This is a genomic window from Mycobacterium sp. TY815 (assembly GCF_030755135.1).
GTDB lineage: Bacteria > Actinomycetota > Actinomycetes > Mycobacteriales > Mycobacteriaceae > Mycobacterium.
In genome coordinates this window covers 1,298,200-1,321,218 of the sequence record NZ_JAUFRX010000002.1, presented here as the reverse complement: position 1 = coordinate 1,321,218, position 23,019 = coordinate 1,298,200, and the positions used below count along the sequence as shown (strand labels likewise).

Here is a 23,019-nt window from a genome sequence, read left to right as displayed (position 1 = left end):
ATCAGCGGCCAGAGAAGTCCAAGCAGACCGGGCGGCCAGTCCTTTCAAGCCGCACCCACGGGCCGACAACAACATGACAGCCTCACCCGGCCCACCCGGGTCACAGCACAACGTAACAACACGAAGTAACTGCAACTACGAACTTAAGGTCAACGATGACAAGCACCCTGTACCCGCCCAAAGGCTTTGGCGCACCGAAGGATCGCAAGGGACACGCGATCGGCAGCAATGTGGGACTGCCCGCCGGGACCGAGGTGTTCTCGGCCGACAACCACATCTCACTGGCGGCCGATATCTTCTACGAACGGTTTCCCGAAGACCTGAAGGACAAGGCGCCCCGGATCTGGTACGAGGAAGGTGCATACCAGGTCGGTCGTAAGGGCCAGTCCTTCCTGCCCGGCGACTTCAGCGCGGTGCTGATGCAGTACGACGACCTGCCGGGTGCGGCGAGCACCAACATCGAGGCCAGGATTCAGGAGCTGCGCGAGGACGGCGTCGACAAAGAACTCGCGTTTCCCAATGCGGTCCTGGCGTTGTTCCACTACCCGGACAAAAAGCTTCGCGAGCTCACGTTCCGCATCTACAACGAGTACATCGCCGAGCTGCAGGAGCGGTCCAACGGCCACTTCTATGGCGCCGGCCTGATCAACTGGTGGGACCCGGCAGGCACCCGCAAGACCCTCGCCGAGCTGAAATCCCTTGGATTGCGGACATTTCTGATGCCGCTCAACCCCGGCAAGGACGACGACGGCAACCCCATCGACTACTCCTGCACATCCATGAGCGCCGTGTGGGATGAGATCGAGGCCGCAGGTTTGCCGATCACCCACCACATCGGGGAGACCCCGCCGAAGAGTCCGTGCGAGTTCAACAGCGTCGTCGTCGGCATGATGATCAACATCGACGGCTTCCGGGAAACGTTCTCCAAGTACATCTTCGGCGGCATCCTCGACCAGCACCCCGGGCTGCGGATCGGCTGGTTCGAGGGCGGTATCGCCTGGGTGCCCTGGGCCCTGCAGGACGCCGAACATCTGGTCGCGTCTTATCAGCACATGTTCAACCGGCCGCTGGAACACGACGTCCGCTACTACTGGGACACCCACATGAGCGCCTCGTTCATGGTCGACCCGCTGGGCCTGGAGCTGATCGACCGCATCGGAGTCGACAAGGTGATGTGGTCATCGGACTACCCACACAACGAAAGCACCTACGGATACTCCGAGAAGTCGCTGGCGGCCGTCGTCGAGGCCGTCGGCCCGGACAACGCGGCCCGGATCGTCAGCGGCAATATCCGCGAATTCCTCGGGCTATGAGTACTTTCGGGACCATTTTCGCGCAACAGGACAGCGGACTGGCGATACCGGACACGCCCGATCTGTCCCGTATGCGCCGCGAGACCGGGGCGCGGTTGCGCGCGGCGATGACCGAACGCGGTATCGACGCCCTGGTGCTGCTCGGCAACAATGCGGTGGTCTACGCCACCGGCACCAGCTGGCCCCTGGGTGACGCCGGCCTGTCCTATGTGGAGCGGCCGGTGGCGGTGGTGCTTGCCGATGACGAGTGGCCGCACCTGTTCCTGCCGTTCCGCGAGGGTGCGGCGCAGGAGTCCGAGCTGCCGGCCGACCACCTGCACGGCCCGGTGTACCTCGAATTCGACGAGGGGGTCGCCGATTTCGCGCGAGTGCTGGCCGAGCTGGTTCCGCAGGGCGCCACCGTGGCGGCCGACGAACTGACCGGCGCCATGTCACGTGCCCGCACCACGTTGTTCCCCGGCGGGTTTCCCGGCGACGCGGCAGCGGTGATCAGTGCCGCCAAGGTGATCAAGACTCCGGACGAGCTGGCCTGTATTCGCACCGCCGTGCGCATCACCGACGAGGCGATGGTCGAGGTCCACAAGGCGCTGGCCCCCGGGATCCGCCAGATCGACCTGTCGGCACGCTTCGTACGCCGGGCCTTCGAGCTGGGGGCGATGACCAGCATGCTGGAACCGATCTGGCAGGTGATGCCGCGCAGCAGGGCCGAGGGTGTCTGGACCACCCACGGGGATCTCGCCCTGCCGTTGCTGAGCACCGAACGCGAACTGGTCAAGGGCGACGTGCTGTGGACCGACGTCAGCATCACCTACTGTGGCTACTGCTCCGATTTCGGCCGCACGTGGATCGTCGGACAGGATCCGTCCCCGCGCCAGCAGGAACAGTTTCACCGGTGGCGGTCGATCATGGACGCTGTGCTGGGCGTCGCCCGCGCCGGAGCCACCGCCGCGGATCTGGGCCGCGCGGCGATCGCGGCCAACGGCGGAACCCGACCCTGGCTCCCGCACTTCTACCTGGGCCACGGCATCGGCGTCAATGCGGCTGAAATGCCGATGATCGGAACGGATCTCGGCGAGGAGTTCGACGAGAACTTCGTGCTGCGGCCGGGCATGGTGCTGGTGCTGGAACCGGTTGTCTGGGAGGACGGCACCGGTGGTTATCGCAGCGAAGAGGTACTGGTGATCACCGAGGAAGGCTCGATTCGCTTGACCGACTACCCCTATGACCCCTATGTCGACTGAAGTCCTTCCCGACGCGCGGGCGTTGCGCCTGGGACGGCGGGAGCGTGCCCTGGCCCAGATGGCCGCCCACGATCTCGACGTCCTGGTGCTGGGGCGACAGGCCAATGTCCGCTATGTGACTGGAGCACCGCAACTCTGGGTGGCCGGGACACGGCCGTTCGGGCCCACCTGTGTGCTGGTGCGCGCGACCGGCGCGGTGCATCTGCTGAGCACCTGGGATGAGGGCATCCCCGAGGACATCCCCCGGGACAACTTGTACGGCATCTCCTGGAATCCGGCGAACACCATCGCCGCGCTGAGCCGGATCGAAGGCGCGGCCACGGCGCGGCGGGTCGGAACCGATGCGCTGTCACCGGTTTTCGCACAGCTGCTGCCGACCGCATTTCCCGGCGCCGAACTGGTGGACGGCGAACTGGCCATGCGCGCGGCCCGGCGGATCAAAACCGACGCGGAGATCGGTGCGTTACGCGAATCCGTGGCGGTCGCCGAATCCGGCTTGGCGGCGGCGGTGGCCGAATTACGGCCCGGTGTGCGCGAACAGGAGCTGTCCGGGGTGTTGTTGGAGGCGGTCGCGGCCGGCGGGGTAAGCACGCCGTCGAATCAGGATGTGGCCTGGGTGACCTCGGGTGAGCATCCCTGGCGGCGCGCCGCGGGGGACGGGCGTGTGCAGTCCGGCGACCTGGTCGCGCTGTCGTCCGGTGTCCTGGCCGGCGGCTACATCGGGGAGGTGGGCCGCACCTGGCCGGTCGGGGACGTGCCCGGTGCCGCCGCGTTGTTCGCACGCTGGGAACGGTTGTGGGACATGTTGATTGCCGTGTGCCGTCCGGGCGCGGGAGCGGGTGAGCTGCTGGCCGCCTACGCCGCCGCGGGCGAGCCGGCGCCATCGATGCCCGTAGCGCGGGGGTTGGGCATGGGCTTCGACCCGCCGGTCATTTCCGCACGTCTGCCCCGCACCGCGGCGCAGGAGCGGCTCGAGCCCGGCATGGTGCTGGCGGTCACCGGCTACGTCTGGGAGCAGGGGGTCGGTGCGGTATTCGGGCGCGAAGCCGTGCTGGTCACCGCAGACGGCCCGGAGGTGCTGACCACCAGCCCATTCTGGCGGGCCTAGGTCATGGCCTCTGATTCCAAGGCCAAGAGGATCATTCGCTACGAGAAGGACGTCAGCACCCGCATCGCGACCATCACGTTCGACCGGCCCGAGTACCTGAACGCGCCGACCATCGCGGCACGGCGACGCTATGCCGACCTGTTGCACCGGGCCGGCATCGACGACGACGTCAAGGTGGTCGTGATCCGCGGAGCCGGTGACGATCTGGGATCCGGCGCGGACCTCGAAGAGTTCATGCGCGCGAAGGACTCCGATGATCCCGCACTCCTGTTGGCCGAATTCGGCTTGGGGACCGGCGACGTCAGCTATCCGCCCCGGGGATCGTTTCGGCACGGCGCCGCCATCGGCCAGTGGTACGCCAACCCGAACTCGGGAATCCGCGGACTGCAGGACTTCAAGAAGATCTCCATCCTCGAGGTCAAGGGCTACTGCTACGGCTGGCACTTCTACCAGGCCGCGGACGCCGACCTGGTAATAGCCTCGGACGACGCCCTTTTCGGGCATCCGTCCTTCCGTTACTACGGTTGGGGTCCGCGGATGTGGTGGTGGGCGCAGACCATGGGCATCCGTAAGTTCCAGGAGATGGTCTTCACCGGGCGGGCGTTCACCGCCGCCGAGATGTACGACTGCAACTTCCTCAACAGTGTGGTGCCCCGCGCCGGGCTGGAGGCCGAGGTGGCGAAGTACGCGCTGGCGTGCGCCCGTAACCGCCCTACCGACACCGTTTTCATGCAGAAGACCTTCTTCGAGATCATGAAACAGTTCCAGGGCGAGTACCTGGGGAGCCTGCTCAGCGGCTTCTTCGAATCCGCCGGTGGGAGCGTGCGCGCCGACGGCGATGACTTCCAGCTCGACGACGCGATCAACCGCGGCCTTGGCGACGCCGTCCGTGCCAACGACGACAAGTTCCCGCCGGAGTGGCGGCTGAGCAAGAAGGCGCGCCGTCATCAGCGGAAGGCCAAGCGGGAGTGACCCAACCACCGCTGTCCGGGTATACCGTCGTCGACGTTTCGTCCGGCATTGCGGGCGCCTATTGCACGAAGCTGCTCGCCGACGGTGGCGCCGACGTCGTCAAAATTGAGTCACCGGAGGGCGATTGGCTGCGGTCGTGGTCGGCGTCGCGGTCTCACCCGGACGGCGATGGTGCGTTGTTCACCTTCCTGGCCGGATCGAAACGCAGCGTGGTCGTTGACCCCGAGGCGGACGCCGAGTTCATGGAGCGGTTGCTGGCCGCGGCCGATGCGGTCGTGTGGTCGGCCGGTTCGGCAGTGGCGGAACGGTTTTCGCCGCGGGAAATTCTTGCTCGTTGTCCGCACCTCGTCGTCGCGTCCATCACACCGTTCGGTCTGGAGGGCCCGTGGCGGGAACGGCCCGCGACCGAGTTCACGCTGCAGGCCTGGTCGGGCGGAATCATCGGCCTCGGGCGGGGGGTGGCCGATCGCGCCCCGGTGTTCGTCGGCGGTCAGGTCGGCGAGTACCTCGCCGGTGCCTACACCAGTGCGGCGACAATAGCCGCGCTTTTCGCCGGTCGCGGTCAGGGCCAGCTCATCGACCTGTCGATGCTGGAGACCCAGATTCTGGGCCTGACGTACTACCCGGTGACGTATTTCGAAATGCTCGGCCGGCCATGGCGGGACGCGCGCCGGCTCACCGTCCCCGGCGTGGCCGCGGCGCAGGACGGCCTGGTGGATCTCGGCTGCGGGACCGCCCAACAGTGGTTCGATCTGTGCGCGATGGTCGGGCACCCGGAGTGGATCGACGAAGATTCTCCGCTGTCGATCACCGAACTGGCCAACGTCTACGCCGACGAGATCTACGAGTGGGTGCACAACCACCCGGCCGACGAGATCCGGGAACTGGCCACCGCCTTCCGGATACCCAACGCCCCGGTCGCCAACGGCGCCACTATCGTTGCGCTGGATCACTTCGTCGAGCGCGGTTCGTTTCATCCCAATCCCCGCGAAGGGTTTCAGCAGCCGGGCCACCCGTACCGGCTGCACCCGGCGCAGTTACGGCAACCCGGGGTGGCGCCCAGGCTTGGTGAACACACCGCGCACTACCGGGCGGCCACCCTGGTTCCGCGAACTGTGTCGGCTGAGCCGTCAAAAGAATTGCCGCTGAGCGGGATTCGAGTGCTGGATATGACCGCGTTCTGGGCCGGGCCGTCCTGCACGCACCTGCTGGCTCTGTTGGGCGCGGAGGTGATTCACATCGAGTCCGCGCGGCGGCCGGACGGCACCCGGCTCATCGCCGGGATCCCGGTCACCGAGGAACAATGGTGGGAGAAGTCGCCGATCTTCGCCGCCCTCAACACCAACAAGAAGGGCCTGACCCTGGACCTGCAGCGACCGCGGGGGCGGGAACTGCTGCTCGAACTCATCGGCACCTGTGACGTGATCGCGGAGAACTTCACTCCTCGGGTACTCGATCACATCGGCCTGGATTTCGCTGCCGTGCAGGCGGTTCGGCCCGAGGCGATTCTGCTGCGCATGCCCGGCTTCGGACTGGACGGACCCTGGCGCGACAATCCGGCGTTCGCTTACGTCATCGAGTCGGCGTCCGGGTTGAGCTGGCTGACCGGCTATCCCGACCGCACCCCCTTCGAGCCGTATTCCGTGGGCGACCCCAACGCCGGTGTGCACGCACTGAACGCGCTACTGCTGGCGCTGGAGCACCGCCGCCGCACCGGAGAGGGCGTCATGGTGGAAGCCGCCATGGTCGATGCCGCCCTCAACATCGCTGCCGAGCAGGTCATCGAATACTCCGCGTACGGCGCCCTGCTGGAGCGGGCCGGCAACCGCGGTCCGGCGGCCGTGCCCCAGAATCTCTATCTGAGCGCTGATGTCGACGAGTTCGGCCGCCTCGACAGCTGGATTGCGATCGCGGTCGCCACCGACGAGCAGTGGTGCCGGCTGTGCCGTGCGCTCGGATCGCCCTCGTGGGCAACCGATCCGGCGCTGAGTACCGTCCAGGGCCGGCGTACCCGCGAGGATCTGATCGACGAACGCCTCACGCAGTGGTGCGCGGGCCGCACGCGGGACGACATCGTGGCGACCCTGTGGGACGCCGGTGTGCCGGTCGCCAAGGTCATGCAGCCGCACCGCCAGACGGAGTTGGAGCAGCTGGCGACCCGGGGCTTCTTCGAAGTCGTCGACCATCCGGTGTGCGGCCCGGCTAGGCTCAGCAGCGTGCCCATGCGATTGTCCGGTGGCCCGTGCCGATTCCACACCCGGCCGGCACCGCTGCTGGGGCAGCACAATCACGAGCTGTTGACCGAGTTGGGTTTGACCGGCGCGGAAATCGCGGAGCTGGAAGCTGACGGCGTGATCGGCCGGAGCCCGGGGTGACACCAGGTGGCGCGAGCAGACGCGAACTCGCACTGCGCGGTCTCCGCGCGTGCGATTTCCCGTCTGCTCGCCGGGGGTAGCCGTGGCTGTTGATCCGTCGAACATCCTGCTCACCGGCCGCGTCGCGGTCGTCACCGGCGGGGGAGCCGGCATCGGACGCGGCATCGCTGCGGGCTTCGCGGCCTTCGGTGCGCGGGTGGCCATTTGGGAACGCAACCCCGAATCCTGCGCGCAGGCCGCGAAATCGATTGGTGCACTGGGTATCACCGTCGACGTCCGGGACAGCGGCCAGGTCGGTGCGGCCCTGGCGCGGACGGTTGCTGAACTCGGGACGCCGACAATCCTGGTCAACAACGCCGGCGGAGTGTTCTCCTCGCCGCTGCTCGAGACGAGTGAAAACGGCTGGGACGCCTTGTATCGGGCCAACCTGCGGCACGTGCTGCTGTGTACCCAGCGAGTTGCGCGACGGATGGTGGACGAGGGTCTGCCCGGCAGCATCATGGCGGTCACCTCGATCGAGGGGGTGCGGGCCGCGCCCGGCTACGCGGCATACGCGGCCGCCAAGGCCGGCGTCATCAACTACACGAAGACCGCCGCGCTGGAACTGGCGCCGCACGGCATCCGGGTCAACGCGATTGCGCCCGACATCACCCTGACCGAAGGTCTGGCGCAGCTCGGTGGCGAGGACGCCACCGCCACCATTGGCGCGGTCGTGCCCTGGGGACGCCCCGGCCACGTCGACGAAACAGCCAGCGTGGCAGTATTTCTCGCTTCTGATATGGCGGCATATATCACGGGCCAGACGTTGCATGTCGACGGCGGAACGCACGCCGCGGGCGGGTGGTACCACGACCCGCGGACGGGCGCTTACCGCCTGGGGCCGAGTTCCTGACGCTCAGTGGCGCCAGCCCTCGGCGGCCTGTTCGTCGAACGTCCGGTCAATGCGGTCGAACCGGCGCCGGATCGACGCCCGGGACGCCTCGTGCGGAAGGATGTACAAGCGGTTGGCCAAGATCGCGTCAGCCGTCAGGCGGGCGAGTTCGCGGACGCCCAGCGTGTCGTCCTGCTCGGGCAGCGTTCCCAGCGACCCGGTCACGTCCGGTGTGGAAGCCAGACCGTAGTCCGCGCCGCGGATCCGCTCGGAGTTGGACACCAGCTTGGTCTCCACGACCATCGGGCATAGCACGGAGACTCCGATGCCGTTGCCCTTCACCTCGCGGGCCAGCGTCTCGGCCAGGCTGACGACACCGTACTTGGCGACGCCGTAGGCACCGAGACCGGCATTGGGGACCAGGCCGGCGAAGGAGGCGGTGAACGCGATGTGGCCGCCCGTGCCCTGCTCGAGCAGTCGCGGCAGAAACGCTTCGACGGCGTGGATCGATCCCCACAGGTCGATGTCGATCACCCAGCGCCAGTCCTCGTGCGTCATCTCGGCGATCGGTCCGGCCACCACGATGCCCGCGTTGCTGAACACGATGTCGACCTGGCCGAGCAACCGGAAGGCTTTGTCGGCCAGACGCACCACCTCTTCGAGATGCCGGACGTCGCACATCACCCCGTGGGCGTCGAAGCCCTGACCCCGCAGGTGCGTGACCGCCAATTCCAGCCCGGGCTGGTCGACGTCGGCGAGCACCACCCGGGCGCCGCGCTGAGCCAACTCGGTGGCGGTGGCCAGGCCGATACCGCTCGCGCCACCGGTGATGACCGCTCCGCGTCCCTCGAATCCGTCCATGGACGAACCCTATTTGAGGCAGCTCCCCGCATCCACCGGCAGGGTGACACCGGTGATGTACCGAGACTCGTCGGATGCGAAGAACAGCACGGCGTTGCTGATGTCCTGCGGTTCGACCCACGGAATGGGCAGCGTGTGGAACATCTGACAGATCGGTGCCATGTCGTCCGGGCCGGGATTCTCCAGGTCCGGACGGAACATCCTGAAGGTGCCCTCGTTGTGCAGCATCGGCGTGGCGACGTGCGTGGGATGCACCGAGTTGACGCGAATCATGTGCTGCCCCAACTCAACCGCAAACGACCGCATGATGCCCACGACGCCGTGCTTGGCGGCGACGTAACTGCCGCAATGCGGATAGGCTTTGAGCCCCCCGACCGAGCTGGTCAGTACGATGGAACCACCCCGCTTTCCGGCAAGGATATGCGGCACACCGGCTTTGATCGACTTCCAGACGCTGGACAGATTGACGTCGATCATCTCCTGCCAGTCGTATTCACTGGTCTTGTCCAGCGTGTCGCCGCCGTTGCCGATACCGGCGTTGGCCACGATGATGTCCAGCCGGCCCAACTGCTCCACGCCACTGTCCACGGCAGCCTTGAGGGCGTCGAAGTCGCGCACGTCGACTTCGGCCGTGACGATCCGCCGATCCAGGCCCTTGACGAGGTCGGCGGTCTCGGCCAGATCCTCCGGCGTCGACGCCGGAATGGTCGTGTTCTTGACGATCGGCCTGCACACGTCGACGGCGATGATGTCGGCGCCTTCCTCGGCCAACCGCACCGCGTGGCTGCGTCCCTGGCCCCGCGCCGCACCGGTGACAAAGGCAACTTTGCCCGCTACGCGTCCAGTCATGTTTCCCTCCTGCGTGATTCAGCCGAAGACGGCCGGCATGGATTCCCAGCCCCGCACGGTCGACGTCGGGGAAAGCGTGGCGCTGGTAAGGTCGACGTCCCATTCGGGGAAGCGCTTCAGAATCTCCTCGAGCGCGATACGGCCCTCCAGACGGGCCAGCGCCGAGCCGAGACAGTAGTGGGTTCCTACGCTGAACGTCAGGTGCTGGCGCGGTTCGCGGCGGATGTCGAAAACGTCGCCATCCGGCGGAAATTGGCGATGGTCGCGGTTCGCCGCACCGATCAGCATCATCATCACGCTGCCTTCGGGCACCCGCTGGCCGTAATACTCGACGTCCCGGGTGACATAGCGGGCCACGTGCGGTGCCGGCGGCTCGTAGCGCAACAACTCCTCGACAGCAGCGGGTATCAGCGCCGGATTCTCCACCAGTGCGCGACGCTGATCCGGGTGCTCTGCTAGAACCTTTCCCGCCCAACCGATCAGCCGGGTGGTGGTCTCGTTACCGGCGCCGGAGACGACGGTGACGTAGGTAAGCAGTTCATCGCGCCGCATGCGCCGGACGGTTCCGGTCTCGTCCTCGAACTCGGCGTTGAGCAATTCGGTCATGATGTCGTTGGACGGATGATCCGCACGCCAATCGATATACCGGCCGAAAAACTCGCCGCTGAGCATGGATTCGGCCGAGAACTCCATCGGCTTGCCGGCCTCGGTGCGCATCTGGGCGTTGGCGAAATCCCTTGCGGCTTCCTGATCTTCCTCCGGTACACCCAGCAGCATTCCGATCACCCGCATCGGCATCTGCGCGCCGAGGTCGTTGACGAAGTCGAATTTGCCGGTACCGATCAGCGGATCCAGGCTGCGCGCGCAGAACTCCCGGATCTTGGGCTCCAGGTCGCTGATCTTGCGCGGAGTGAACATGCGCGACAACAGCTTACGGTGAATGTCGTGGACGGGCGGGTCCTCGAAGATCAGCACTCCCGGTGGCATATCGATATTGGCCCGGATGAGTTCGAGGATCGCGCCGCGGGCAGAGCTGAAAGTCTGATAGTCGACGATCGCGTTGTCGACATCGGCGAACCGACTGAGCGTATAGAAGTCGTGCTGCTCGTTGTGGTAGAGCGGCGATTCCTCGCGCAGCCGCCGGAACATGGGGTAGGGATCAGCGTTGAGCTCGACATCGTACGGGTCGAAATAGACGTCGCTGGCTGCGCTTACTGTCACGGGTGATTGCCCTCTCGCCGGTTACGCGCCGCCCGTTTGATTCGGGCTGCGCGTTCATGCCGCCTCTAGAACTCTGTCATTACCCACCAACGAGTGTCAACGTGGAATCCGTTTCGGCTATTTGAGGTTCTATTTTTCAGAGAATATGATTCTCGTAGCCGCGAAGTGGTGCGATATTCGCTCGTCGGAAGATCGAAATGACCGGAAACGGCCGAACGCTAGTTGCCTGCGAATCCGCGTGAGCAGAAATCCCAGACCTCGTCGGCGCTGATCGGGTGGACCGTCGCGTCGTCGGAACCGCCGCTGGACTGTGCGATGAACATCACTGTCTGCATAGTCATGGCGGCCATCCGCTTGGGGTTGACGCCGGTCCGCAGCTTTCCGGCGTCGCAAGCGGCTTCCATCAGTTCGGTCAGCAAAGCCAGCAGTGGCGCGTGCGCAACCTTGACCTCGGCCGGGTGTGTGACGAGCAACCGCGGCGCGAAATCGGTGAACAGCGGTCGCCTGGCCGTCGGGTCGGGGCGGGAGGCCTCGTACAGCAGCTCCACGGCGACTTTGAGCCGCTCCAGGGCATCGGTGTGGCTTTCGGTGGCGGCCCGGATCTGGTCGGCGGAGCGGCTCAGCGCATCCTCGAACAAGGCGAGCAACAACTCGTGTTTGCCGTCAAACTGCAGGTAGAAGCTGCGCAACGACTGCCGGGAGCGGTCGACGACCTCCTGCACCGTGAAGTCAGTGCTGCCCTTCTCGATGATGATGGCCTGCGCGGCGTCCAGGAAGCGCTGCACGCGCTGCGCCGCCCGCAGTTTCGCGGTCTTGATGGATCGCTCGACGGCCCGCTGTTTCCAGGCCGGCTCTTCGCCCGGGCTGGTCACGGGCGGCTCGGGAGATTGCCGCGAGGAGAGAACATGGTTGGACTGTACCGGAGAACGTCGGGCCATCGGTGCGCTCGACCTCCTCACGGACGATGTCTTGGAGATTGTAACTTCCTCACGACGAGAATAATATTCTCTTGCACGGGTGTTTGGGAAGCACATTCGTGAGAGTGCACACCCGGTAGCCGGGAGAAGCCGCGAGGAGATTCTGTGCAGCTGACTTTTGATGCCGACGTCGAGGCATTCCGCGCGGAATTCGTCGCCTTTCTCGACGAGCATCTGCCCGATGAGGCGGACGGCGTGCTGCGGCCGCGCTCGTGCTCCCACGTGCCGGAGTGGGCGGCCCGCTGGCAGCGGTTGTTGTTCGACAACGGCTGGCTGCTACCGGGCAACCTGCCCGAATTCGGCGGACGAAACGCGACGCTGCTGCAGCAGTACGTGCATGCCGACGAGATGGCGCGCCGGCGTATCTACCGCAGCTTCAACCCGCAGGGCGTCGGGATCATCGCGGCGTCGTTGTTGTCTTTCGGGACTACCGAGCAGAAGCAGCGTTGGGCGGTGCCGATTCTGCGCGCGGAGATGACGGCGTCGCTCGGGATGAGCGAACCCGGAGCCGGTTCGGACCTGGCGTCTCTGAAGACGCGCGCGGTGCGCGACGGCGACGACTTTGTGGTCAACGGCCAGAAGGTGTGGACGTCGGGGGCCCACGACGCCGATGTGTTGCTGACCTTCGTGCGCACCAATCCGGATGTCCCCAAGCACAAGGGCATCAGCGTGCTGCTGATTCCGACCGATAACCCGGGTGTCGTGCGCCGGCCGTTCGCCTCGGTGTGCGACCACGACGACGTCGAATTTAACGAGGTGTTCTTCACCGACGCGCGGGTGCCCGCCGAGAATCTGGTCGGCGAACTCGACGGTGGCTGGCGGGTGGCGACCGGCGCGCTCGGCCACGAGCGCGCCATGCTGTGGCTCGACTACGCCAATCTATTGGACCAGCAGACAACCGATTTCACGCCGACTGGCGTGCTGGAACGGGACCGCTACGCCACGCTGGTGATGGATGCCTGGGCGATGCGGCTGCTGGGTTCGGTGACCCTGGCCAAGGCGGCGCGCGGTGAAGAGGATGTGCCCGGTCAGTCGGTGCTCAAATTGCTCGGTTCGGAGGCCGTGCAGCGCGCCGCCGAGGACGCCCTGAACGCCAAGGGCGCCGAGGGCCTGATCCATCCCGCGATCACCGCGCCGTTTGCCCCGCTGAACCTCGACGCCCACTATGGCAGCTGGTTCGACCGATACGCCCGAAGCTTCGCCGGGACCATCGCCGGTGGCACGTCGGAAATCCAGCGCAACATCATTGCCGAGCGGGTGCTCGGGATGCCGCGCGGATAGTCGTGCGTGCTCGGAAAAGCCTGCACCACTGTGAATCTGACGACGCCACCCCGGCGTGTCGCGTCGCGACATTCACACTCGGCGCCTAGGGGTGGGCCAACGGCGCTTGAAGCCCAGAGCCTAAAGGTGGACCAGCCGGGGAGCCGAGCCCACGGCGCGGAGGTGGGCTCCCGCTTCGCGGGTCAGTTCCCGCGAGCTGCCGAGCAATCCGTCCAGCACCAGTGCCCGCTTCACATGGCGGTGTAACTGATGCTCGGCGGTGAAGCCGATGCCTCCGAGCACCTGTTGGCAATGCCGCGCCGCCGTCAGTGCTGCCTGGCCGGCCGCGGCCTTGGCCAGCAGACACACGAACTCGTCCGGCTGGTCGGCGGCGGCCTGCAGTGTCGCCTCGGCGCCCTCGATGGCAACCAGCGTCTCGGCGAGCCGGTGGCGCACTGCCTGGAAAGACGCGATAGGCCTGCCGAATTGGATGCGATCCAGGGCGTGACGCCGGGCCAGCGACAGCATGGCCCGGCTGGTGCCGACCAGCCACCAGCCCAGCGCCTGCCGGCCGGCGCCGAGCGGCACAGGATCGCCGGCCGCCACCCGGTGGATCGGAAGTTCGTCGTCCAGTGCGGATGAGACCCGGTCACCGCGCTCCCAGATCACCCAGGAGCCACCGGCATACGGCAGTGGCACCGTACCGCCGCCCGTCCGGCCGGCGGCCCGCAGCACCACGTCGTTGAGCACCGGCGCGTGCGCACCCGTCTCGCCGAGTAGCCGGAATACCAGAGGGATTGCGGTCGAGGGAATTTCGTCGAGCATGTCCAGCCAGCCGAGTTCGGCCAGGGCGGCGTCCAGCACGGCGCCGCCGGCGGCGGTCATCGCCGTCCGCAACGACTCGGCCAGCAACGCCAGCTCCGGGTCCATGTCACTCCTTCCCGAGGTCGAGCAGCCGCCGGGCGATGATGTTGCGCTGGATCTCCGCGGTGCCGCCGTAGATGGTCGCCGCGCGCGAGTAGAGGTACTCCGGACGCCACGCCGTGTCGTCGAGTTCGAGCGCGCCCGGCATCAGGTCGCGGACGGTGTCGTAGAGGCGTTGTTCGGCGCCGGCCAGCAACACCTTGTCGATGGAGGTGTCCGGTCCGAGCCGCGCCCCGTCGGCCAGCCGGTGCTGGGTCGCGCGGGATCGGCAGCGCAGGGTATGCAGCGCGAGATAGGCAGCGCCCAAGGCTGATTCGTCGGGTTCGGTCACTTCGGCGATCAGCGCGTCGAATCGCGAATACAGGTAGGCGATCCGCTGCCAGAAGCAGGTCGACCGTTCGTAGGGCAGCAGATCCATCGCGAGCCGCCAGCCGTCCCCGGGCTTGCCGAGCATGCGGCTGGACGGGATCACCACGTCGTCGTAGTACACCTCGCAGAACTCGTCGACACCGTGCATGGTGCGCAACGGGCGGATCGTGATGCCCGGGGTGTCCAGGTCGACGAAGAACGCGGTGATGCCGTCATGGCCCGGCGCCGTGCGGGTGAGCAGCACACACCGGGTGGAGAACTGCGCGAAACTGGTCCAGACCTTCTGCCCGTTGACGATCCAGTTGTCGCCGTCGGGGACCGCCCGGGTCGACAACGACGCCAGATCGCTGCCGGATCCCGGTTCCGAGAAGCCCTGGCACCACTGCTCGCGGCCGCTGAGCAGCCGCGGCACCATCTCCGCGGCGAGTTCGGTTGGCGCGTAGTCGATCATGGTGGGGGCCAGTACTTCCACCATCGAGTAGGGGCCGGGTTCGGCCAGGCGGCGGCCCACCACTTCCTCGCCGACGATCGCGCGCAGCAGTGCCGGCCCGCCCAGTCCGCCCACCGAGGTGGGCCAGCCGTAGCGCATCCAGCCGGCCTCGTACAACGCTTCGCTGACTCGGGCGAACTGCCGCAGGTGGCCCTGCAGCGAGTGCTCCGGCCCGGGCGTCAGGTCATGCTCGTCGAGCCATGCGCACAAGCCCGCCCGGAACTCGTCGACATTCACGGGGAGGGGCGCCCCACGGCGTGCGGCCGTCCCGAATCATGCACCCCACTGCGCCGGATGAAGGTCATGGCGCGGGTTTTCAGGCGCCAGCCGTCGGCGGTGCGCAGGTACGTGTCGCGGTAGTAACCGATTCGCATGTCGTGCGCCGAGTGCTCGATGAAGCACAGCGGTTGGGTGCCGGTGGCCGAATCACCGTCCAGCTCAACCAGAGAGGTGCCGGTCATGAACAGGCCCTTGGGCGCGGCGGCCACCAGCTCCGGGAACCGGTCGAGTGTGTAGGTGTCGCCGAACGCGCTGTAGGTGCCGTCCGGCGTGAACACACCGACTAGTCCCTCGATGTCGCCCTGGGTGATGGTGACGGCGTACCGGGCGAGCAGTTGCTGGATCTCCACCAGGTCGTCAGTTCTGGTTGGCATACACCTTGCCGCCTTTCATCACGAAGCGGACGTTGCGGGTGACCGTGATGTCCTCCAACGGATTTCCGGGCACCGCGATGATGTCGGCCAGCATGCCCGCGGCCAGACGTCCCAGCTCGGTGGAGTTGATCAGGTCCGCGGCCGTCACGGTCGCCGCACGCAGCACCGCCAGCGGCGGTAGCCCCCACTCCACCAGGGTGACAAGCTCATCGGCGTTACGGCCGTGCGGTATCGCGGGCGCGTCGGTGCCGACCGCGATCTTCACGCCGGCCTCGTAGGCCGCCAGGATGGAGGTTCGCGACTTCGGAAACATCTCGGCGGCCTTGGCCTGAAGTTCGGGCGGCGCGTGCGAGACGTCCATGCCCTCGGCCAGTCGCCGGGTGCTCACCAGGAAAGTGCCGTTCGCGACCATCAGGGCGATCGCCTCGTCGTCGATCAGGAATCCGTGCTCGATGCAGTCGATGCCGGCCGCCACCGCGTGTTTGACCGCGTCGGCGCCGTGCGTGTGTGCTGCCACGCGCAGCCCGCGCCGGTGTGCCTCGTCGACGATGGCGCACAACTCGTCGTCGGAATAGTGTTGGGCGCCAGGTGGTCCGGTCAGCGACATGACCCCACCGGAGCAGCACACCTTGATCAGCTGGGCGCCGTGCTTGATCTGGTAGCGCACGGCCCGTCGGATTTCGTCCACGCCGTTGGCGATGCCCTCTTCGATCGTCAGGTCCAGCACGTGCGGCGCGAAGGCGGCGAACATCGTCGGGTCCAGGTGCCCGCCGGTGGGTGTAATGGCATGTCCGGCAGGCACAATGCGGGGCCCTTCGATCCAGCCCGCGTCGATGGCGTTGCCTAGGGCGACGTCGAGCAGATACCCGCCGGTCTTGACGAACAGTCCCAGGTTTCGCACCGTGGTGAAGCCAGCGCGCAGGGTGCGCCGGGCATTGCCGACGGCGCGCAGCACCCGGGTCGGCGGGTCATCCTGGACCTGGGACAACCCCGGCTTCTCGCCGCGGCCACCCATCAGCAGGTTGACCTCCATGTCCATCAGCCCGGGCATCAGGACCTGGTCGCCCAGGTCGATCAGGTCGCCCTCGGGCTCACCTCCGATGCCGGCGATTCGGTCGCCGTCGACCCGGATGATGCCCGGCGAGACGATCTCGCCGGCGTCGACGTCGAGTAGCCCAGCTGCCTTGAGCGTCAACACCCTTCAGATCACCGGTTCCCTGATGCACTCCACCCATGCCGCGCCGCTGTCGGGAACCCGGGGCTGCTTCCACGCCTCGATCGGGAACGACACCATCACCAGTGACTGCATCAGGTGCATCAGCGACCGCGCGTCCTCGGGTAGATCGTCCAGTGGGTACCTGTCACAGTAGGCGATGACGTCGTTCAGACGCGGGAAGGCAGCGTCGTAGAACTCCTGCATCTGGCCCATCGTCGAGGCCAGGCGCTTGGCGTACCGCTCCGGCTCGGTGGCCAGATCCCAGTCCAGATATGGCTCCAGTTCGGCGAATTCAGACGGTAACTTTGCCATTGTTCTGGCTCTCCTTCGCGAAGTTGGCTACGTAGTCGCCGGTCACCTTGTGCAGATGGCGCAGCAGGATCTCCTGATCGCACAACGGGAAGTCGTTGACCACCTTGGTGCCGATCATGGTCTGCGTCGCTTCCAGGGTGTTGGCATCCTGCAGTGCGTACTCCTTGAACGTCACCGCGGCCAGCTCATGTGCCAGGCGCTCCCGGGCATTTCGGGGCGGGACGAAGTACAGCGTGCACTCGAAGATGTGCTTGTCCACGGCGGTCGGCCAGTAGTGGTACGTGAGGAACCAACCCGGTTCCCAGATCAGCAACATGAAGTTCGGATAGAAGTGCCAGGAGTCGACGCCCCACTGCTTGACCTTCTTCGGGTTCACGCCCGGCGGCAGCGTGTCAAGGTTCGCGATCACTTCCGGCTTGTCCCAGGGGCCGAACAGCCCGCTGCGCAGCACCTGGTCCATCGGCTTGACCATGCTCATGTCCACCGGCGGGGCCTGACCTCCCCAGGTCGAGATCATTCCGTGCGGGCTGGCCAGCTCATAATGCAGCGCCTCGAAGCCGTACTTGATGATCTTGGCGGCTTCTTCCTTCGTGTACTGCCCCTGGTGCAGCACCGGGGCATGGTAGAACTCGGCGAACGCGTCGATGAACAGCTTCCAGTTGCTGCCGACTTCGGCTCGGTAGGAATAGGTTTCGGTCATCTCGTGGAAGGGGTAACCCTCGATGCCCTTGCCCATCGGGCCCATATAGTCGACGAGCGGCTGCGCGTTCTTGTCGAAGTTGATGAAGATGAAACCTTCCCACACCTCGCAGCGCACCGGCACCAGGCCGAAGTCGCCCTTGTCGAGGTCGAAGAACTCGTCCTCCTGTTGGACGAAGGTCAGGTCGCCGTCGAGGCTGTATCGCCAGGCGTGGTACTTGCAGGTGAACTGCCGGCAGGTGCCGGATGTCTCCTCGTTCGGAAAGTCGTTCCACACCAGCTTGTTTCCGCGGTGCCGGCAGACGTTATGGAAGGCCTTGACCGATCCGTCCTTGGTCTTGACGACGATCACCGACATGCCTTTACCGGCCGAGGGCAGCTCCTTGGTGAAGTAGCTGCCGGTGCGCGGCAACCGTTCGACGCGGCCCACGTTGAGCCAGGTGCGCTTGAAGATCGCTTCGCGCTCGGCTTCGAAGAACGCGGGATCGATCGAGTCGCTGTAATCGACGGGTGCGGTGCCCAGTTCGGGGTAGTTCTTCGTCCAGCTGCCGGCGGCTGGTTTGGGGAAGTGGGCCACTGTTACCTCTTCTCTTGAAGGTCGGCGTCGTTCTCGAGCGCAACGCCAAATGTGTTGAGCGCCATGGCCAGCATGGTGTAGGAGCCGACCGTGAAGACGTAGTCCATGCGCTGGCGTTCGTCGAGTCGGGTGCCGAGTGCAGCCCAAGTCGCGTCGGACAACTGGGACTTCTCATCGAGCTCGTCGACGCCGGTGATCACCGCCTGCTCGAATTCGTCGAATGCGCCGTCACCCCGTGCCACCGCGTCGATTTCCGCGTCGGTAATGCCCTCCCGCTTGGCGAGATCCACGTGGTGCGTCCATTCGTAGGCGCATTCGCGACGGTGCGCGACGCGCAAAATCGCCAGTTCGCGGATGCGCGGCGGCAAGGTGGAGGAGAACAAGAGGTGGACGTTGAACTTCAGAAACGCTTTGGTCAGGACCGGGTGGTTGACCAACGTCGACAGGACGTTGGAGGCATCGCGAGGATTGCGTCGCTCCGGCGGGAGCATGACGGCCAGCGCCCCGTCGACAGCCTCGTCCCACTGATCTGCGGGCAGCGGGGGTAAACGCATCGGTCCGGTCCTTCTCACGTGCATCCTCTCGCTTAGAGAGAATCATATTCTCATTTCCAACTAATAGACTTGCATGAAACGGGCGACGGGTCAATGCTGGCGCGATGGGCGGCAACCGCGACCGGCGGATTGCGGCACGAAGCGGGCCGCCGAGCGCCCGGACGCCTATGCTGGATGTTGATTCTCGCTTGGCGAGAAGATAGTTTTCAACGTATAGGGAGCTCGGCGCAGGTGGGCTCTGCTCTGCGGCTTGAAGCCTGCTCAACACACCCGATCAGGTGGATCAGATGAGAAGGGGATACCCGTGAACAAAGAGGACATGATCCTGATCAGCGTGGACGACCACACCGTCGAGCCACCGAACATGTTCAAGAACCACCTGCCGTCCAAGTACCTGGACGACGCGCCGCGGCTGGTGCACAACGCCGACGGCTCGGACATGTGGAAGTTCCGCGACACGGTCATCCCGAACGTGGCGCTCAACGCGGTCGCCGGCCGGCCGAAGGAAGAGTACGGAATCGAGCCCGCCGGCCTCGACGAGATCCGGCCCGGTTGTTACAACGTCGACGAGCGCGTCAAGGACATGAACGCCGGCGGCATCCTGGCGTCGATCTGTTTCCCCTCCTTCCCCGGCTTCGCGGGACGCCTGTTCGCCACCGACGATCCGGAATTCTCGATCGCGCTGGTGCAGGCCTACAACGACTGGCACATCGAGGAGTGGTGCGGCGCGTATCCGGCGCGGTTCATCCCGATGGCGATACCGGTGATCTGGGATGCCGAGGCGTGCGCGGCCGAGGTGCGCCGGGTTGCCAAGAAGGGCGTGCACGCGCTGACGTTCACCGAGAACCCGGCCGCGATGGGATACCCCAGCTTCCACAACGAATATTGGAATCCGCTGTGGAAAGCCTTGTGCGACACCGACACCGTGATGAACGTGCACATCGGGTCCTCGGGCCGGCTGGCGATCACGGCGCCGGACGCGCCGATGGACGTGATGATCACGCTGCAGCCGATGAACATCGTGCAGGCCGCTGCGGACCTGCTGTGGTCGCGGCCGATCAAGGAGTACCCGGACCTCAAGGTCGCGCTGTCCGAGGGCGGCACCGGGTGGATTCCCTACTTCTTGGAGCGGGCCGACCGCACCTATGAGATGCACTCGACCTGGACGCACCAGAACTTCGGCGGGAAGTTGCCGTCCGAGGTCTTCCGCGAGCACTTCCTCACCTGCTTCATCAGCGACAAGGTGGGCGTCGCGCTGCGCAACATGATCGGGATCGACAACATCTGCTGGGAGGCTGACTACCCGCACAGCGACTCGATGTGGCCGGGCGCGCCCGAGGAGTTGTGGGACGTGTTATCACTGAACGACGTACCTGACGATGAGATCAACAAGATCACCCACCAGAACGCGATGCGCTGGTACTCGTTCGATCCGTTCACCCACATCACGCCCGAGCAGGCTACCGTCGGCGCGCTGCGGAAGGCCGCCGAAGGACATGACGTGTCCATCCGGGCGTCGAGTCACCACAAGGACGTCCGGGCGGGGTCGTCGTTCGCCGACTTCGCGGCCAACGCGAAATCGCTGACCGGCAATACGGACTGACGTTCTACGGCGAGCAGTCGCAAACTCGCACTATCTGACCCGCGATCGTGCGAGTTTGCGACTGCTCGCGCAGGGAAAGGGGCGCGGCAATGGAGTTCGAGCTCACCGAGGATCAGGAGCTGATCCGGCGGTCGGTGGCCGAGTTGGCGGCCAAGTTCGACGACCACTACTGGATGGAAAAAGACCAGGCGCACGAGTTTCCGGCGGAGTTCTATCGCGCCATCGCCGACGGCGGCTGGCTGGGCATGACGATTCCCACCGAGTACGGCGGTCACGGGCTGGGCATCACCGAGGCGACGATTCTGCTCGAAGAGGTCGCCAAATCCGGCGGCGCCATGAACGCGGCGAGTTCGATCCACCTGTCGATCTTCGGCATGCAGCCCGTCGTAGTGCACGGCTCCGACGAACTCAAGGCGCGCACCCTGCCTCCGGTGGCGACCGGAGAAGTCCACGTGTGTTTCGGGGTGACCGAGCCCGGGGCCGGGCTGGACACCTCGCGTATCACCACGTTCGCCAAGCGCAACGGTGATCACTACGTCGTCAACGGCCGAAAAGTGTGGATTTCCAAGGCAATGGAATCCGACAAGATCCTGCTGCTGACACGCACCCAGGCCTACGACGAAGTCGCCAAGAAGACCGACGGCATGACGCTGTTCCTGACTGACCTCGACCGCAGCCGGGTCGACATCCGCCCGATCAACAAGATGGGCCGCAACGCCGTCAGCTCGAACGAGCTGTTCATCGACAACCTCGAAATCCCAGTCGAAGACCGAGTCGGCGAGGAGGGCAAGGGTTTTCAGTACATCCTCGACGGACTCAACCCGGAGCGGATGCTGATCGCGGCCGAAGCGCTGGGCATCGGCCGGGTGGCGCTGGACAGGGCCGTGAAGTACGCCAACGAGCGCGAGGTCTTCGGCCGGCCGATCGGGATGAACCAGGGCATTCAGTTCCCGCTGGCGGATTCGCTGGCCCGCCTCGACGCCGCCGAGCTGATGCTGCGCAAAGCGACGTGGCTGTATGACAACGGCAAACCCTGTGGGCGCGAGGCCAATACAGCGAAGTACCTGTGCGCCGACGCCGGATTTGCCGCCGCCGACCGAGCGCTGCAGACCCACGGGGGCATGGGATATGCCGAGGAGTACCACGTCACGCGCTACTTCCGTGAGGCGCGGCTGATGAAGATCGCGCCGATCAGCCAGGAGATGATCCTGAACTTCCTGGGATCGCATGCGCTGAAGCTGCCCAGAAGCTACTGACGTAGGTTGATCATCGAATGTGAAGTGACGGCGCTTTTCCCGCGTTTTTTCCGCCGTCATTTCACGTTCGGCGATCGAGAGGCGGAGTGAAGCATGCGCGAAACAGTCATTGTCGAGGCGGTGCGTACGGCGGTAGGCAAGCGCAACGGCGGGCTCGCGAGTGTGCACCCCGCCGACCTGTCCGCCGTCGTCCTCAACGAACTGATGGACCGTGCCGGCGTCAGCCCTGAGCTGGTCGACGACGTGGTCTGGGGCTGCGTCAGTCAGGTCGGCGACCAGTCCGCCAACATCGGGCGCTACGCCGTGCTGGCGGCCGGCTGGCCGGAGACCATTCCCGGGACCACCGTCAATCGCGCATGCGGATCCAGCCAGCAGGCCCTCGACTTCGCGGTACAGGCCGTGATGTCGGGTCAGCAGGATGTGGTGGTGGCCGGGGGTGTCGAGGTCATGAGCCGGGTGCCCCTCGGTGCGGCCCGGGCGACCGGCATGCCGTACGGGCCCAAAGTGCTTGCTCGCTATGACGACTTCTCGTTCAATCAGGGCATCAGCGCGGAGCTGATCGCCAAGAAGTGGGGCCTGTCCCGCACCAGGCTCGACGAATACTCCGCCCAGTCCCACGAACGCGCGGCCGCGGCCCAGGACAGCGGCGCGTTCACCGAACAGATCGTTCCGGTGTTCTGCGACGACGGTTCGATCGTGCACCAGGACGAAGGCGTACGGCGCGGGACGACCGTGGACAAACTCGCCGGACTGAAGCCGGCGTTCGCCGACGACGGCGTCATCCACGCGGGCAACTCTTCTCAGATATCCGACGGTGCCGCCGCGCTGCTGGTGACGACGTCGGAGCTGGCCCTGGAAATGGGTCTGACCCCGATCGTGCGTTATCGCGCCGGCGCGGTCGCCGGTGCGGACCCGGTGCTGATGCTGACCGGCCCGATCCCGGCGACCGAGAAGGTGCTGGGGAAGTCCGGCGTCCGGATCGACGAGGTGGGTGTCTTCGAGGTCAATGAAGCCTTCGCGCCCGTGCCGCTGGCCTGGCTCGCCGAAACCGGCGCGGACCCGCAGCGGCTGAACCCGCTGGGCGGCGCGATTTCGCTCGGCCACCCGCTGGGCGCGTCCGGTGCGGTGCTGATGACGCGCATGGTGCATCACATGCGCGACAACGGCATTCGTTTCGGGCTGCAGACCATGTGCGAGGGCGGCGGCACCGCCAACGCGACGCTGGTGGAGTTGGTGGGCTAATCCGGTACCCCGATCCGGCCCCCTTGTCTCGTCCGGCAAACCAACCTACTGTGTATTCACTAGGTTGGTTACCCCG

21 protein-coding genes are annotated in these 23,019 nt (G+C 65.9%); 10 read left to right on the top strand and 11 right to left on the bottom strand.

What is annotated here, in order from left to right; translation table 11 throughout:
• Positions 1-155: 155 nt before the first annotated feature.
• From QXK92_RS25580 to QXK92_RS25555, 6 genes are all read left to right on the top strand, one after another.
• A complete protein-coding gene (locus tag QXK92_RS25580) occupies positions 156-1,313 on the top strand; it encodes an amidohydrolase family protein (protein WP_306246268.1) in 1,158 nt (385 codons plus the stop codon).
• Positions 1,310-2,554: a Xaa-Pro peptidase family protein gene (locus tag QXK92_RS25575; RefSeq protein ID WP_306246266.1), complete on the top strand. Its 1,245-nt coding sequence runs from the start codon at positions 1,310-1,312 to the stop codon at positions 2,552-2,554. Before QXK92_RS25580 ends, QXK92_RS25575 begins: the two co-directional genes overlap by 4 nt.
• Complete coding sequence (locus QXK92_RS25570; protein ID WP_306246264.1) at positions 2,544-3,662, top strand: Xaa-Pro peptidase family protein; 1,119 nt, start codon at positions 2,544-2,546, stop codon at positions 3,660-3,662. The genes QXK92_RS25575 and QXK92_RS25570 overlap by 11 nt, the downstream gene beginning before the upstream one ends.
• A 3-nt stretch (positions 3,663-3,665) precedes the next feature.
• Entirely contained in the window at positions 3,666-4,634 is a 969-nt protein-coding gene (locus tag QXK92_RS25565; protein WP_306246262.1) for an enoyl-CoA hydratase/isomerase family protein, read from the top strand.
• Complete coding sequence (locus tag QXK92_RS25560; RefSeq protein ID WP_306246260.1) at positions 4,631-7,009, top strand: CaiB/BaiF CoA-transferase family protein; 2,379 nt, start codon at positions 4,631-4,633, stop codon at positions 7,007-7,009. Before QXK92_RS25565 ends, QXK92_RS25560 begins: the two co-directional genes overlap by 4 nt.
• A gap of 82 nt (positions 7,010-7,091) precedes the next feature.
• Complete coding sequence (locus tag QXK92_RS25555) at positions 7,092-7,901, top strand: SDR family NAD(P)-dependent oxidoreductase (protein WP_306246257.1); 810 nt, start codon at positions 7,092-7,094, stop codon at positions 7,899-7,901.
• A 3-nt stretch (positions 7,902-7,904) separates the two neighbouring features.
• On the opposite strand, the gene QXK92_RS25550 is transcribed toward QXK92_RS25555, so the two are convergent.
• From QXK92_RS25550 to QXK92_RS25535, 4 genes are all read right to left on the bottom strand, one after another.
• Positions 7,905-8,741: an SDR family NAD(P)-dependent oxidoreductase gene (locus QXK92_RS25550; protein ID WP_306246255.1), complete on the bottom strand. Its 837-nt coding sequence runs from the start codon at positions 8,739-8,741 to the stop codon at positions 7,905-7,907.
• 9 nt (positions 8,742-8,750) lie between these two features.
• On the bottom strand, positions 8,751-9,590 hold the full coding sequence (locus tag QXK92_RS25545; protein ID WP_306246253.1) for a mycofactocin-coupled SDR family oxidoreductase: 840 nt from the start codon (positions 9,588-9,590) through the stop codon (positions 8,751-8,753).
• Between the two features lie 18 nt (positions 9,591-9,608).
• Entirely contained in the window at positions 9,609-10,811 is a 1,203-nt protein-coding gene (locus QXK92_RS25540) for a cytochrome P450 (RefSeq protein WP_306246251.1), read from the bottom strand.
• Between the two features lie 218 nt (positions 10,812-11,029).
• Positions 11,030-11,683 carry a TetR/AcrR family transcriptional regulator gene (locus tag QXK92_RS25535; protein WP_306246249.1) on the bottom strand — a complete coding sequence of 218 codons (654 nt, stop codon included), beginning with the start codon at positions 11,681-11,683 and terminating at the stop codon, positions 11,030-11,032.
• Positions 11,684-11,893: 210 nt separating this feature from the next.
• Here QXK92_RS25535 and QXK92_RS25530 point away from each other — a divergent pair, with 210 nt between their 5' ends.
• Positions 11,894-13,069 (top strand): acyl-CoA dehydrogenase family protein, encoded by a 1,176-nt coding sequence (locus tag QXK92_RS25530; protein ID WP_306246248.1) that lies wholly within the window; start codon positions 11,894-11,896, stop codon positions 13,067-13,069.
• Positions 13,070-13,189: 120 nt separating this feature from the next.
• Here the strand turns inward: QXK92_RS25530 and QXK92_RS25525 are convergent, their stop codons facing one another.
• The 7 genes from QXK92_RS25525 to QXK92_RS25495 are packed head-to-tail and all read right to left on the bottom strand — an operon-like array spanning position 13,190 to position 18,842.
• Positions 13,190-13,978, bottom strand: a complete 789-nt coding sequence (locus QXK92_RS25525; protein WP_306246246.1) for an acyl-CoA dehydrogenase family protein — start codon at positions 13,976-13,978, stop codon at positions 13,190-13,192.
• Between the two features lies 1 nt (position 13,979).
• Entirely contained in the window at positions 13,980-15,068 is a 1,089-nt protein-coding gene (locus tag QXK92_RS25520) for an acyl-CoA dehydrogenase family protein (RefSeq protein WP_306246244.1), read from the bottom strand.
• Positions 15,065-15,484 (bottom strand): nuclear transport factor 2 family protein, encoded by a 420-nt coding sequence (locus QXK92_RS25515; protein ID WP_306246242.1) that lies wholly within the window; start codon positions 15,482-15,484, stop codon positions 15,065-15,067. The genes QXK92_RS25520 and QXK92_RS25515 overlap by 4 nt, the downstream gene beginning before the upstream one ends.
• The gene (locus QXK92_RS25510) at positions 15,468-16,682 is read right to left on the bottom strand and encodes an amidohydrolase family protein (RefSeq protein ID WP_306246240.1); all 1,215 of its coding nucleotides are present in this window, start codon (positions 16,680-16,682) and stop codon (positions 15,468-15,470) included. The genes QXK92_RS25515 and QXK92_RS25510 overlap by 17 nt, the downstream gene beginning before the upstream one ends.
• Before the next feature lie 3 nt (positions 16,683-16,685).
• Positions 16,686-17,012, bottom strand: a complete 327-nt coding sequence (locus QXK92_RS25505) for a hypothetical protein (protein ID WP_306246238.1) — start codon at positions 17,010-17,012, stop codon at positions 16,686-16,688.
• A complete protein-coding gene (locus QXK92_RS25500; RefSeq protein WP_306246236.1) occupies positions 16,993-18,288 on the bottom strand; it encodes an aromatic ring-hydroxylating dioxygenase subunit alpha in 1,296 nt (431 codons plus the stop codon). Before QXK92_RS25500 ends, QXK92_RS25505 begins: the two co-directional genes overlap by 20 nt.
• Positions 18,289-18,290: 2 nt before the next feature.
• Complete coding sequence (locus QXK92_RS25495; protein WP_306246234.1) at positions 18,291-18,842, bottom strand: carboxymuconolactone decarboxylase family protein; 552 nt, start codon at positions 18,840-18,842, stop codon at positions 18,291-18,293.
• 304 nt (positions 18,843-19,146) lie between these two features.
• On the opposite strand from QXK92_RS25495, the gene QXK92_RS25490 reads away from it, so the two are divergent.
• The 3 genes from QXK92_RS25490 (at position 19,147) to QXK92_RS25480 (ending at position 22,943) form a co-directional block, all read left to right on the top strand.
• A complete protein-coding gene (locus QXK92_RS25490) occupies positions 19,147-20,445 on the top strand; it encodes an amidohydrolase family protein (protein WP_306246232.1) in 1,299 nt (432 codons plus the stop codon).
• Between the two features lie 89 nt (positions 20,446-20,534).
• The gene (locus tag QXK92_RS25485) at positions 20,535-21,701 is read left to right on the top strand and encodes an acyl-CoA dehydrogenase family protein (protein WP_306246230.1); all 1,167 of its coding nucleotides are present in this window, start codon (positions 20,535-20,537) and stop codon (positions 21,699-21,701) included.
• A 93-nt stretch (positions 21,702-21,794) separates the two neighbouring features.
• Entirely contained in the window at positions 21,795-22,943 is a 1,149-nt protein-coding gene (locus tag QXK92_RS25480; protein ID WP_306246228.1) for a thiolase family protein, read from the top strand.
• Positions 22,944-23,019 lie beyond the last annotated feature (76 nt).

Coding starts and splice junctions, on each gene's coding strand:
- QXK92_RS25495 (WP_306246234.1), bottom strand. CDS start 18,842: ATGCGTTTACCCCCGCTGCCCGCAGATCAGTGGGACGAGGCTGTCGAC.
- QXK92_RS25525 (WP_306246246.1), bottom strand. CDS start 13,978: ATGGACCCGGAGCTGGCGTTGCTGGCCGAGTCGTTGCGGACGGCGATG.
- QXK92_RS25485 (WP_306246230.1), top strand. CDS start 20,535: ATGGAGTTCGAGCTCACCGAGGATCAGGAGCTGATCCGGCGGTCGGTG.
- QXK92_RS25480 (WP_306246228.1), top strand. CDS start 21,795: ATGCGCGAAACAGTCATTGTCGAGGCGGTGCGTACGGCGGTAGGCAAG.
- QXK92_RS25550 (WP_306246255.1), bottom strand. CDS start 8,741: ATGGACGGATTCGAGGGACGCGGAGCGGTCATCACCGGTGGCGCGAGC.
- QXK92_RS25565 (WP_306246262.1), top strand. CDS start 3,666: ATGGCCTCTGATTCCAAGGCCAAGAGGATCATTCGCTACGAGAAGGAC.
- QXK92_RS25575 (WP_306246266.1), top strand. CDS start 1,310: ATGAGTACTTTCGGGACCATTTTCGCGCAACAGGACAGCGGACTGGCG.
- QXK92_RS25515 (WP_306246242.1), bottom strand. CDS start 15,484: ATGCCAACCAGAACTGACGACCTGGTGGAGATCCAGCAACTGCTCGCC.
- QXK92_RS25545 (WP_306246253.1), bottom strand. CDS start 9,590: ATGACTGGACGCGTAGCGGGCAAAGTTGCCTTTGTCACCGGTGCGGCG.
- QXK92_RS25580 (WP_306246268.1), top strand. CDS start 156: ATGACAAGCACCCTGTACCCGCCCAAAGGCTTTGGCGCACCGAAGGAT.
- QXK92_RS25505 (WP_306246238.1), bottom strand. CDS start 17,012: ATGGCAAAGTTACCGTCTGAATTCGCCGAACTGGAGCCATATCTGGAC.
- QXK92_RS25570 (WP_306246264.1), top strand. CDS start 2,544: ATGTCGACTGAAGTCCTTCCCGACGCGCGGGCGTTGCGCCTGGGACGG.